Consider the following 12,829-nt stretch of genomic DNA (forward strand, 5'->3'; position numbering starts at 1 on the left):
GTACTGTTTAGAAACTGCCTTGCAGAGTCAGGCCTGAGTAACTGCTGTATCCACGTACCATGATGTGGTAAGTACCGCCATCTGTACCTGAACTCAGACTACAGCTTTCTGTGTTGCCAGACAGATATGGACGACAATCATAGTTATTAGTGGTTGGCTGAGTGCCTTTACGGACATACAAGTCCGCATCACCTGATCCACCTGAAATGCTCACATTCAATGTTACATTGGCCGGTACTTCGATGGTATAACGGGTATCTGTGTTAGTACCACCAGACAACCCCGTGACTGGCACGCCGTTTTGAAGGCAGTTTGCCCCACAGCCTGAAGCATCACCAAAAGTACCCGTCAGCGTAGCGCCTGAGTACTGGCTATAGCCATGTAGCATTACGTACCAGTCACCCGCTGCCGGGTTAGAGAACTCACATGATTCGTTGTTGCCGTTTTTATATGGACGACACGCGTAGCTGCTTTGAGTCGGTTGAGTGCCTTGTTGAACGTACAGATCCGCATCACCCGAGCCACCAGCCAGAGTGAACGAAACCGACGCTGCACCAGCTGGAACAGCAAGCTTATAGAAGGTCTCAGAGCCAGACGCACCTGACGCCGACACACCTACACCTGAAACAAGCTCAGTTGGGCCTGGAGGAGGCGGTGGTGGTGGCGCATCACCTTCCAGCGTATAAAGCAGTTCATTAGGCGAGCTTGCTTTTGCATCAGACACTGCACCTTTAGTACTTCTGCTGCTCAGCAATGAGTCAATCTGAGCTGGCGTAAGCGTCGGATCCTGGTCAAGGTATAAAGCCACCGCACCGGCAACATGAGGTGCTGCCATTGAGGTACCACTGATAGTGTTAGTAGCGCTGTCTGAGTTATACCATGCAGATTTGATGCTTGAACCTGGCGCATAGATATCCAGACAAGAGCCGTAGTTAGAGAAACTAGAGCGGCCATCACTGCTTGTTGTAGAACCAACGGTTATCGCATCAGCCGCACGAGCAGGTGAATAGTTACAGGCATCGCTGTTATCATTACCCGCAGCCACAACGAAGGTAACACCCGAGGCAACGGCAGCATTAACCGCATCATCAACAGCCTGAGATACACCACCACCCAGACTCATGTTGGCAACAGACGGGCCTGACGCATTATTTTTAACCCAGTCAATCCCTGAAATCACACCAGAATACGAACCGGAACCGTTACACCCTAATACGCGGACGCCTACAACATTGACATTTTTCGCAACACCGTACTCTGAACCACCGATAGTACCAGCAACGTGTGTACCGTGACCGTTACAGTCAGACGAGTCTGCATCGTTGTCAACAAAGTCATAACCATGGCTTGCACGATTACCGAACTCACTGTGCGAAATACGCACACCAGTATCGATGACGTACGCGGTCACACCTGTGCCGTCAAAGTCATAGTGATAGTTTGAATTCAAAGGTAATGCACGCTGATCGACACGGTCAAGGCCCCAGATCGCATTATTCTGATCACCAGAAGCCTGAGGTGTAACAGTGACAATCTGATCTTGCTCAATGTAAGCAATGTTAGGGTCTTTAAGCATTGCTTTAACATCGCCTTCAGATGCATTGACTACCACACCGTTTAGCACGCCGTTAAAGCGTTTAGCAACGCTTACATTATAAGCATTGCTAAGTGCCTGTGCCTGGGTAGTCGCATAATCAGAGATAGCCATAGCGCTTTGTGTATTAAGCACGGTTGGCGTTTTAAACACGACAATATAATTGTCTGGAATGGCTTTACCCTGATCTGCTGTCAATAACTCGGCCTGAGCCATGGACTGTCCAGATAGGCCTGCCAGAACGGCAAAAGCCAGTGTGTTTAGTTTACGCATACTTGTTCCTTTTTTGTTGTTTGGTTAATTTCCAATCAAAATGTAGCGCATATGAAGAAAAAATAAACAACAAAATAGAACATTTATTTAACTATGTTTACAAAGTTTGTAAATTTAAATTTACATTAGTTTTTTTCATTTTAGTGAATATTTCATTAGCCTATTGATTTTTGTAATTTAATTTCGCTTAACCCAGCCTTTATTACCCATAACAGGTTTGCCTAACGTCAATTCTTTTCACGTAACCTGAAAGTAACAGGTATTACAAAAGTGCCTATTTACCCCCCTCCGCTCACAAACCAGCCTGAGCTTTAGTGCTCAAACAACAGCTTCCTTGAGGTCAAACCGTTCAAAACTTATATGGTGACATTATCGGAAGTTTTTTCAGACGTGTTGGTGTAAAGTAATTGCAAAAGGCAGGCAGATGCGAGTTTTAGAATACCGAGAGTGGGTTGTTTCACTGGCTGTAAACTCAATCATGCCCTTCTTGTAAGTCTTCACGTTTAAGGAAAAACCATGAAATTTAAGTATATTAGCTTTATCTTAATGGCACTCAGCCTGAATGGCCATGCAGGTATGTGGGCGTGGGAAAATAATGGCGCCACAAAGTGGCTGAATGGATATCCTGAATGTCAAAGCTACTTTAGCCTTAAGTTTGCAGAAAAAGTCACCCCAAAGAGCGCTACGCACTTTGAATATCAGGCGACCCCTTATCAGATTGTGGCTATCCCCATTGCTTCATTTACTGACAAGGATGCAAAAAAAGCAGGTATAAAAAGCATATTAGAAAGCCATCTGGAACATGAATTTAACTATCTAAAACACGCCTCCAAAGATCACTCTGTCACAGTGCATCAGCAGGCGTGGCTCGATGGAACAGAGCTTCTATACTGGCATCTGAAGCGCCATAATGACACCGAAGAAAGCCATTTGGTCTCTTTATCAACGCTCAGTGACCTGTGCGTCTTTTACATTGTCTCAATGATCGAAAGCGAGGACGATATTGCCAGTACAAAAGAAAATATTCTAAGCATTATCAGAACACTAGATACCCATGTGCCAACTTCACAGACAGAATTTGAAGCTTTAATATCTCAGTTCAAACCTAATAAAGGGTGACGCTTTGAGACACTCAGCTACGCACTCCCACCACAGTGCTCACCAAAGAAGTCTCAACACCGCACCTGCTGAAGGCGCCCCCCCGGTGACCTCATTGACCTTGGCCAAAATGTTCTGACTCCACCTTGTGAGTACTGTAAAATAAGGGTCACTATGTCACCGGGATTTATCACATGCCAATTGATTACACCATTCAAAAAATAGACACCCACAGTGCTGAAGAAGCCGCCAGACTGCTAGTCAAAGAGTTCCATGAACGAGAGCCACTGGCGCACTTAAATACTGCAGATCCGCAGGAATTTTCAGATTATATCCACTACCTTTCAAATCAATGTGCCGTTCAGGGCATGGGGTTCATCGCTAAGGAGGTTAACTCGGGTCGAGTTATCGGCGTGCTACTGGCTTCAGATTTGTCAGACTCAGTGAATGCATCACCTGAAGGAAATGAGAACCCGATAGCGGCGTTGATTGATTCGCTAAATAATACCTACTTCAACAAAGGTGAATTGACAGAAAACACCTATCTGAATATCAAATTTGTTGCCACAGATGCCAATGTCAAAGTAAAAGGTATGGTGGTTGCACTCATTTCAGCATGTTTACAAGCGGCCAAAGCTCAGGGGTTTCAATACGCACAGGCCGAAGCCACCGGCAATATTTCTCAACACATCTTTGCCAACAAATTAGGCTTTGATAAAAAGGCCACAATCAAATACAGTGAGTTTGAAGTAAACGGGAACAAACCGTTTATTTCAATTACAGAGCATGAAGGCATTCAGTTGCTAATTAAGAAGCTCTAGATCACAAAGGCAGAGTAATAGATCGCCAGTCAGAAGTGAATGATCCAGCAAGATTAATAAACGCCTGAGTGGCGCACTAAATCCGCTTTTGATGTTAAGTACGCTACGGAGAGAATGTGAATTACATACTGACCATCCTATTTGCAATCAGTTTCCAGGCACTGAGCTGCTTGCCACCAATCGCAATAGAGCTTGGTGAAATCCAGATTGAAGTTCCGGACCCACTTTTTTCTGACAAAGCAAATATTCAAGACAGCGAAGGCAGAATCACAGCCACCCTGTTTTTTGACGCTCAAGGGCACGTTGTAAAGCTGGAAAACTTAAAAACGTTTCCGGCGACCTTACCTAGAGAGCCTGTCATCAGGGCACTAAATTCTGCCAGGCGACTTTACTCAGCAGCTAAAGCAACATCCCACGATGTTGATCTGGTGTTCCCAATTAAATTCAAGGAAAAAATGCGCTTACAACTGAATTTAACACCACCAACTTTATAGAGTGATTTACCCGTCATACCCCTTTAAGGACAATCATATGGCTATTATCATCAGAGATGCGTTAGCGTCTGATTCACAGGAAATTGCTCAGGTCTCAGAGCACCTCGGATACATAAATCTGTCACCAGAAGAGTCTCATGCCAACCTCATTGCATTGCTGGACTCTCCGGTCGATAAGGTATTCGTCGCTCAGCTAAGCACTCGTATTGTTGGCTGGATACATGTTTTCTTCGCCCGGCGGCTAGCCTCCAACAGCTTTTATGAAATTGGTGGGCTGGTTGTACTCCCTGATACCCGTGGCCAGGGCGTAGGTCGCATGCTGGTAAAACACGTGCTAGCGCACCAGCCAGGTCAATACCGAGTTCGCTGTAATGAAGTCAGAACGGATGCACATGCGTTCTATGGATCCATTGGGTTCAAGCACAGCAAGGTGCAACACGTCTTCAGGGCCATCTCTGATAACAAATGAAATTGAACACGCTTAAAGGAGTGAGCATAGGCGCCTGACTGTTCCTTTCTGACTGTAGAAAATGCCAGTTTGTTCCCAATACAAAACCACTTGTAAACTTCGCCAATTCCCGTTTTAATGGGGTTAGCGGATAGGACATTTTTCAGCCCACATATCATACGATGAGCACACAAACGTAATATGACTGAGACACCATGAAGCATGTATCACAGAGAGCAGGTGGCTCAAAACCAGTTCTGGACACAGAGCAACTAGCTCCTAAAATCAGAGTATGGCCAAGACGTGCCATACTAAACAAAACACCTCAAAAAGGCGGAAAAGATGCTTCTGAATAACCCAGTGAGATATTTTGAAATTCCGGTGACCGACTTAGATCGCGCCACGGCCTTTTATCAAGCCGTTTTTGGCTTTGAGTTCGAACGTGCCCTCATCGATGGTCACGACATGGCTCTATTCCCATCAAACGATCAGGTAGCCGGGATCACCGGCGCACTCGTCAAAGGAGACAGTTATATTCCTTCTAAAGCGGGGGCACGGCTGTATTTCCATACAGAAGACATAGATGCCACGCTGGCCAAGGTTTTTTCTTTGGGTGGAAAAACCCTCTACCCCAAAACCTCTATTTGCGGATTCGGCTGGGTTGCGGAATTTGAAGATTCAGAAGGCAACTGCATTGCCCTGCATACTGAGTAACCACTTTTTGATTGGCTGAGTATCTCTTTGACAGCCTGTGTCAGGAGACATCGCTCAGAACACAGGGTCCGCGTGCAGCTCGATACAACCCATGATAGCCTTTCCACCTAAGAGCTCAGTCACACGTTTGCTGTCGTTGCGCCATATGGCAGGTCATTGAATGACATTAAGGGTAATTAACTATGTTCAGAGTGATTTATCAGTGGCAGGTACCCACTGAAAATATGACTGAGTTTCAGGCCACATGGCAAATAACAACCGATGAAATACACCGTTCTGTTGACGGTGCACTTGGCAGTTTTATGTTACAAAGCACCGACCAGCCAGACAAAGTACTGACCATAGCCAAATGGCGTTCTCGCAAAGACTGGCTGAACTTCTGGGATAACAGCAACCCGGAAAAAATGCAGCGGATGCGTGAACTTGCAAAACGTATTTCGGTAGAAACTTTTGACGAGGTAGAGGACAGAACACGATAACGCGGCGCCCAAAGAGCAATGTCGAATAATAACAACGCAGTTAAAGGATATGATCATGAATAAGCAGTCAGCATATGCAGACATCAACGGCACCCTACTCCACTATGAACTCAGTGGTAATCCAAATAGTTTTCCTCTGGTCATGCTCCATGGTGGCCTGGGTTCAACCCGGGACCTGGATGTACTTAGTGAGTATTTGATTGAGCACTTCCGTTTGATATCCATCGATTTACGCGGGCAGGGAAAGTCGCACCTGGGCTATGCACCATTGACCTATGCTCAGTATCAGGAAGACATACAAGCCCTGCTTAGTGCGCTGGGTATCAGGCAATATGCCCTGTTTGGCTTCAGTGATGGCGGTATCGTTGCCTATCGCCTGGCAGCGCAGAACCCTCAGCAGGTTGTTCGCCTGGTTACCCTGGGGTCGACCTGGCGGCTGGAAGAAAATGATCCGACCATTGACACTCTGCAAGGCCTGACGGTCGAACTCTGGACAGAATTATTTCCTGAAGGAGTCGCTTATTATAACACCTCAAATCCCACCCCAGACTTCCCTGCTCTGGTTAGTGCGGTGAAGGCGCTCTGGCTCGATACCAGTGAGTCGGGATATCCTTGCGATTTGGTAAGCCAAATCACATGCCCTACCCTCATCATGCGAGGCGATGATGACTTTTTATTTTCTCTGTCAGAAGCCGTTGCGCTCAAAGCAAAGCTGACTGACGCAAACTTTGCAAATATTCCATTCACCGCGCATGCCGCTCACCAGGAATTACCTGAGCTGGTTTGTCCTATTATCCAGCAGTTTTTTGTTACGGCAGACACCACTACTGCATCAACGAATTAGAGGAAGTTTATGAGCACGCAAAAGAAAATCGCACGTATTGTCTCACCCAGCAGGTCAGCAAATATCTTATCCGATGAGACCGTGGCCATTGCCACTGAAACACTGGCGGGGCTTAATATTCAGTGTGATTTTGCAAAGCACTACATCCACCAATCGGATACCACGGCGCAACGGATAAAAGACAAAGCACAAGATCTCAATGAGGCCTATGCAGATCCTAACGTCGCACTGATCCTGAGCACCATAGGTGGCCACAATGCCAACAGAATACTCGACCACCTTGACTGGGAAACGATCCGTACTCAGCCTAAGCCCTTGTGCGGCTATTCAGACATCACCGTGCTGCTCAATGCCATCTATGCCAAAACAGGTCAGATAACTTTTCTGGGGCCACACTTTTCATCATTTGGTATGCAACAGGGCTTTGCGTACACTTTAAAGCACTTTGAACACGCATTACTACGCGGTACTGACTATGTACTGGATGTATCAGAAACCTGGTCAGATGATCTTTGGTTTATCGATCAGACCAGGCGGCAATTTATCAAAAATGCAGGCCCGGTTATCGTCAACCCGGGAAGTTGTGAAGGCACTATTTTAGGCGGCAACCTGTGTTCATTCAACCTGTTACAGGGAACCCAGTATATGCCAGACCTGACAGGTGCCCTCTTGTTTTTAGAAGAAGACAATCTCCTTGGAGAGCTGACTCTGACGGAGTTCGAACGCAATTTACAGTCCTTATTGTCTCACCGGGGAGCAGAACACATTCAGGGCCTGATGATTGGCCGGTTTCAAAAAGACAGTAAAGTCGAACTCAACGACCTGGTTGAGATTCTGCGCAGCTTTGAGCAACTTGAACACTGCCCGGTTGTGTGCAATCTCGACTTTGGCCACACTACGCCCATCTTTACTATACCAATTGGCGGGCGATGTCAGATCAATGCACATAAAGAGACCGTCTCGATAAAAGTATCACCATCCATTTCAGGCTCAGCAGAATAAAAGCATGTCACAGAGCTTAATCACCACGGATGATAAACATGCCTCACACACTGTACAGCACGCCAACTCAGCCTTGCCCATGTCCTTCTATGTTAAGTGGCTTTGGGCAATTGGCCTGCTGATATTACTGGGGTTTATTCCAAGTTATGTGCTGCAATTTTCATCCTTAACTGAAGCGCATCACTCGCACGCCTCGGTGTCTTTTTTATGGATCGCTGGCATGCTGGTTCAGGTAACACTCATTCACTATCAGCGCTACACCCATCATCGCATTCTTGGGTACTTATCAACCTGTGTCTTACTAGCGTTTGTCCTTTCTACCTTATCGCTATACGCCAATATATTTCAGACTCAGTTTAATACCTCCACTATCTTTCGGCTCGTATTGAGTCTGGATCTGGTACTTTTTCCTGCCTTTATTTTATTCATGTATAAAGCTATTTTGCGCACTGACTCACCGCATGCACACGCCCACTGGATACTCCTTGCAGCTATGATGCTATTACCACCCGGGCTGGGTCGCCTGATCCATGGCCTGTTCTTCTTTCCGTTTGATGCACCAGTGCGGTTTTTCTACGAACCCACAGTTGTGCTCACAGGGCTATTCATCTACTCAATAGGGCGTACACAACGCTGGCACTTTAAAAGTACCAAAGCATGCTTAGTGCTATTTATCGCTGCTGTTATTTTCAGTTATGGTGTTGGCTATGGCTTTTAATATTGGTCTTAGTATTGGTATTAATGCCCCCTTTTAAGCTTCGGAAGAACACATGCCAAAAGGAAATAAAAGTAAAGACGAATTGATAAAGCGCTGGCAGAGCCAATAGAATACAGATACCGCTAACGCAAAATCCAACGGGACACATCCATTGCCCGACCATCCTGCTTATTTGCCTGATGTGCCTACCTGCGGCTCTACGCTCAAATCAAACCCTCTGAAAATGAGCCAAAGTGGTAATAGGAGCTCAAACAAGCCACCAGGAATATACATCCAGGCACCACCCATACTCACACCAAAGAAATCAAACAGCACTTTCAATAACAGCATGACATAACCGAGCAACCCAAGACCTGCTAATACACGCGGTACCAGGCGATACTTAAACAAAGTGATGTTCAGCAGGAATCCGAAAATAGCCAGTGCTATCATTCCCATCAGGAAACTAAAATAGCGCTCCGTTTTCAGCGCATTGCCCATAATATAAAGCTGCTCACTGTGCATCACCGAGCTGGCTGCCAGATTCTCTCCCATCGCCCCGAATGTCATCAACATCACCGCACCAGATGTCAGCATAGCTGCTTCTATCACACGGCCGGCAATATAACCAATCGCAACCCGTTCGCTATATCGCTTAATAATGGGATAAATCACAATGGCAATCCCAACAACCGCTGCACAGTTAATAAACTCAAGTAACGAAGCCAGCGCCAGTGTTGACTGATTCTGTGCTGCCTGATTGAGAAAGTCGGGCAGCCTGAGTAGCGGCGACAATATGGTGTCAGCATACATATAAGAGCTGGTCGAGATCAGAAATAAAAACCCAGCAATACGCGCCGCTAATTGGTGAGACATAGATAAAACTCCCTACAATGATAATATCAGGCAACCTCTATTCGGTTGTGGCCTGTGCGTGTTTGGTAACGCCATTGTCAGGGAGTGCCTCAGAATTGTCGTTCGATTGGGCCCGTTCGAACTTTTTATTCATATACTTTTTAGGCTGTTACAGCCTTTTCTTGCTTACGGTACAGAGATGGTGTGAGCCCTGTGGCTTTTTTAAATGCCGTATTGAAAGTCGATTTTGAGTTAAAGCCAACTTCAAACTGAATAGTCAGGATCTGCATATCCGTTTCTTTGAGCAGTTTTTCGGCATGTGAGATCCGATAGCCATTCACAAACTGGAAGAAATTGGTTTTTAGCAATTGCGATAAAGTCTCTGAAATATGATTTTCGCTGATACCAATCGCTTTGGAGAGTTTATTCAAAGATAAGTCTTCTTCCATAAACAACTGCTCCTCTTTCATCGCGCTTTGCAGCTTAGCCGCAATGCGTTGCATTCTGTCCAAACTGACCGTCGACGTGCGCGGCTGCTCGGATCTGGGCTCTCCTTTGTCGGCCTTAACCAATATGGGTTGTTTCAACGCAAGATACGCAAATGCCAGTAAGACGCAAGTTTCAAAGATAGGCAAAATCACGCCTTGCCCGAACCAACGCCAGCCATAAAAAACGGAAATGTAACCGGTGGCATAGCACAACCACACTAATCCCCAGAACAGTAAAATGACCCCAAACCAGCTCAGAGAGCGTGATTCTATTTCGGAAAACCGCTCCATCAATTGCTGACGATGACGACGATGCAGTTTCAATGCACGGAAGAAATAAACAGCCGTATACAAAACAAAGATTTGCGTTGCTGCAAAACAGGAAAATAACGCCAGCTTATAGTGCTCAGGGTTACGGGTGGCCGGATCTGCCAGTGCCAGCTTTTCAGCAGAGCTCAGGCTGATGGTGAATGGTAACATCACCGCAATCACCAGAACCGGGCCCGACAGCGCCCACAGGTAGGTGCGTTTTGAAAACTCAGGGTTGGGAGACATAGTGGCACAGGCATACAAATACAAAGCAGGCCCAAGCAGTACACGTAAGGGATATTGAGCCCCCACCAGCCAGGGGACGTACTGATAAGCGCCCGTATATACGACTAGCTCACCGCAAACATGGATGATCAGTAAAACCAACAAAGCTATCAGGTAAGTTGTCTGCATTTGCCTGGGTTTATTAACCGCCTGCAACAAAGCCAGCGCCAGTATACCAAACATACAGGCGTAAATTAGCGTGCCCAATACATTCATTTATTGCTCCCCGAAAAAAGCGCCTTACGAAACAATGAGCCATCTTGCTTAACCACTATCGCTCATGCTGCCATTCGGCTTTATTTTTTATTATTATTTTAGTCTTTCAATTATCCAATAGAAGATCAATATTTACAATATGTTAGGGTTTTACCCTGACACATATAAAAGACTGAACGAGCACTAGCCACACGAATTCTCATCGTGTCTTCTATCTCACTACGGATTTTATTGCCCTACCTTCACTACTTTTTCACACAGTAACTTGTTAAATTTAGGCGAAATTTATCAGCCCTCAGCTTTTTTACATCAGCAAATGTTCGAAAATCGCGGTACGGGCACACGACCAGAGCCAGGTAAGGAGAAGTCAATGCTCAGAAGTCTTATCATATTGGCCACTTTGTTGCTGTCAAATTTGACCTATGCAGAGACCAGGCATACCAAAATACAAACATTGCTAGACGCGCAGGCACTGTCGGGGATCACCTGGAGCATAGTGACTCGGGCACAGATCACAACGGGCAGCGCAGGATATGCCAATATTGAACACTCGCAGAAGATGCTACCCAATCAAAAAATGCATGTTGGCTCAGTCACCAAAACCGTCCTATCACTGGGGGTTTTGCGGTTAATTTCTCAGGGGCAGCTGACACTCGAAACCCCGGTTCAGCCGTTGCTGCCTCACTTGCATTTTAATAACCCCTGGGAACCCCGTGCACCTGTACGTGTTAAGCATCTGCTCACTCATACAGCCGGGCTGGACAACATTCGTATGTGGCAATTTCTGAGTACCACGCCCACACCAGTTACGCCACTTGCTGAGGCTTTTCCGACAGAGAATAAAGCGCTACTCAAAATAAGAACTGAGCCCGGTACTCAATATTCATACTCCAATATGGGCTATACGTTGCTTGGTATGGTAATAGAAGCTGTCACCGGTCAACGCTATGAAGCTTACCTGGATCAACACTTGCTCATTCCGTTGGGTATGCATGACAGCACCTTCGAGTTTACCAGTCAAGGTGCCAACACCACACTGGCCATGGGATACCATGAAAACCATGTTGCTCAGAGCGCCGTGCCAGTTTATACCCGACCAGCAGGTCAATTCACGACAACTGCGCAAGATATGGCTAGATTCATCCAGTTTGTATTGAGCGATGGCGTACTTAATGGAGAAGCCATTGTTGCCCCTGAATTAATGGACAAACTTTTTGATTATCACATTACCAACGCAGACAAAGCGGGTCTGGAAATTGGCCGGGGTCTGGCATTTGCAAACCGCGACAGATATGGTGTTATCGGCCATTGCCACCCAGGCACAACTTTTGGTTTTCGCGCCAATATCTGCGTGTTCCCGGAGCAAAAGAAAGGGTATTTTTACGCTATCAACACGGACAGTGAAAGCGCCGACTATGAAGCGTTCAAAGCCTTGTTTGTCGAATTACTTGAGTTAAGCGAAACCGATGTTGCTCAGCCCGGCACATCGACAAAGGACATGTCTGCCTGGCTTGGTTTGTATGAACTGTCGCCCAATAATATGGCTGAATTTGAGTTCCTTGATAAATTATTCGGTCTCGTTTGGGTCGCGGCATCTGGTGAGCAGATCACTCTACACTCGTTGCAAAGTGCCCCTCGAATACTGCACCACATCGAAGGTGGTCTTTACCGGGACTCCGAACGAACTCAGGCATCTCATGTGTTTTTTACCAACCAGGCCGGTGAACTAATATTGAGCAACGGTCTGAAAACTTTTAAAAAAGCCAATACTGTTGAAATCTCACTATATTGGGCCAGCCTGCTACTCGGGTTGTGTGGCTTTTTATACATTCTGATCTTTGCGCTGTTCCGATTGGTAACCAAACGTTTTACTGGATTCCGGCGCCTGCGGTGGGGGTTAGTGAATTTACTGGCCTTTACTGTGCCAATCATCCTGTATTTAAATCAGTCTTTTCTGGCTTTTGGCGATGTCACTCTGGCAAGTGTCTCACTTGCCATTCTGACCGCTTTGTTGCCATTCAGTTTGATCTGTTCATTGTGGCAGTGTTACCAGCAAGGTATAACAACAAAAGGCAGTATGAGAGATGGTATAGTGCTTATAATGGCCCTACAGTTGTGCGCTGTCCTGACAGCATGGGGTCACTTACCTGTACTATTCTGGCGATGAGCAAAAGTCTGCGAATAAAATCAAACATACCGGCCTGTCGCCGGT

13 protein-coding genes are annotated in these 12,829 nt (G+C 46.2%); 10 read left to right on the forward strand and 3 right to left on the reverse strand.

The genetic code is table 11. The features are described 5' to 3' along the window. Nucleotides 1-7: 7 nt before the first annotated feature. Nucleotides 8-1,867, reverse strand: coding sequence for a S8 family serine peptidase (locus CWC22_RS12340; protein WP_138537797.1), 1,860 nt, complete (start codon nucleotides 1,865-1,867; stop codon nucleotides 8-10). A gap of 516 nt (nucleotides 1,868-2,383) precedes the next feature. Here CWC22_RS12340 and CWC22_RS12345 point away from each other — a divergent pair. From CWC22_RS12345 to CWC22_RS12385, 9 genes are all read left to right on the forward strand, one after another. Next, nucleotides 2,384-2,986, forward strand: a complete 603-nt coding sequence (locus tag CWC22_RS12345) for a hypothetical protein (RefSeq protein WP_138537796.1) — start codon at nucleotides 2,384-2,386, stop codon at nucleotides 2,984-2,986. 173 nt (nucleotides 2,987-3,159) lie between these two features. Next, the gene (locus CWC22_RS12350) at nucleotides 3,160-3,786 is read left to right on the forward strand and encodes a hypothetical protein (protein WP_138537795.1); all 627 of its coding nucleotides are present in this window, start codon (nucleotides 3,160-3,162) and stop codon (nucleotides 3,784-3,786) included. Between the two features lie 116 nt (nucleotides 3,787-3,902). Further along, a complete protein-coding gene (locus CWC22_RS12355) occupies nucleotides 3,903-4,280 on the forward strand; it encodes a hypothetical protein (RefSeq protein ID WP_138537794.1) in 378 nt (125 codons plus the stop codon). Between the two features lie 37 nt (nucleotides 4,281-4,317). Continuing rightward, on the forward strand, nucleotides 4,318-4,749 hold the full coding sequence (locus CWC22_RS12360; RefSeq protein WP_138537793.1) for a GNAT family N-acetyltransferase: 432 nt from the start codon (nucleotides 4,318-4,320) through the stop codon (nucleotides 4,747-4,749). Between the two features lie 321 nt (nucleotides 4,750-5,070). Further along, nucleotides 5,071-5,442 carry a VOC family protein gene (locus tag CWC22_RS12365; RefSeq protein ID WP_138537792.1) on the forward strand — a complete coding sequence of 124 codons (372 nt, stop codon included), beginning with the start codon at nucleotides 5,071-5,073 and terminating at the stop codon, nucleotides 5,440-5,442. Between the two features lie 182 nt (nucleotides 5,443-5,624). Further along, the gene (locus CWC22_RS12370) at nucleotides 5,625-5,921 is read left to right on the forward strand and encodes an antibiotic biosynthesis monooxygenase (protein WP_138537791.1); all 297 of its coding nucleotides are present in this window, start codon (nucleotides 5,625-5,627) and stop codon (nucleotides 5,919-5,921) included. A 55-nt stretch (nucleotides 5,922-5,976) separates the two neighbouring features. Beyond that, a complete protein-coding gene (locus CWC22_RS12375) occupies nucleotides 5,977-6,765 on the forward strand; it encodes an alpha/beta fold hydrolase (protein WP_138537790.1) in 789 nt (262 codons plus the stop codon). Nucleotides 6,766-6,774: 9 nt separating this feature from the next. Further along, nucleotides 6,775-7,767, forward strand: a complete 993-nt coding sequence (locus CWC22_RS12380) for a S66 family peptidase (RefSeq protein WP_138537789.1) — start codon at nucleotides 6,775-6,777, stop codon at nucleotides 7,765-7,767. Nucleotides 7,768-7,771: 4 nt separating this feature from the next. Continuing rightward, a complete protein-coding gene (locus tag CWC22_RS12385; protein WP_138537788.1) occupies nucleotides 7,772-8,485 on the forward strand; it encodes a hypothetical protein in 714 nt (237 codons plus the stop codon). A gap of 168 nt (nucleotides 8,486-8,653) precedes the next feature. Here CWC22_RS12385 and CWC22_RS12390 read toward each other — a convergent pair whose 3' ends face one another. Beyond that, the gene (locus CWC22_RS12390; protein WP_138537787.1) at nucleotides 8,654-9,340 is read right to left on the reverse strand and encodes a DUF4386 domain-containing protein; all 687 of its coding nucleotides are present in this window, start codon (nucleotides 9,338-9,340) and stop codon (nucleotides 8,654-8,656) included. Between the two features lie 140 nt (nucleotides 9,341-9,480). Continuing rightward, nucleotides 9,481-10,617: a helix-turn-helix domain-containing protein gene (locus CWC22_RS12395; RefSeq protein WP_125561695.1), complete on the reverse strand. Its 1,137-nt coding sequence runs from the start codon at nucleotides 10,615-10,617 to the stop codon at nucleotides 9,481-9,483. Nucleotides 10,618-10,987: 370 nt separating this feature from the next. Between CWC22_RS12395 and CWC22_RS12400 the strand changes: the two genes are divergently transcribed. Continuing rightward, the gene (locus CWC22_RS12400) at nucleotides 10,988-12,784 is read left to right on the forward strand and encodes a serine hydrolase domain-containing protein (protein WP_138537786.1); all 1,797 of its coding nucleotides are present in this window, start codon (nucleotides 10,988-10,990) and stop codon (nucleotides 12,782-12,784) included. Nucleotides 12,785-12,829: the final 45 nt, after the last annotated feature.

The sequence above is a fragment of the Pseudoalteromonas rubra genome (assembly GCF_005886805.2).
Classification (GTDB): Bacteria; Pseudomonadota; Gammaproteobacteria; order Enterobacterales; family Alteromonadaceae; genus Pseudoalteromonas; species Pseudoalteromonas rubra_D.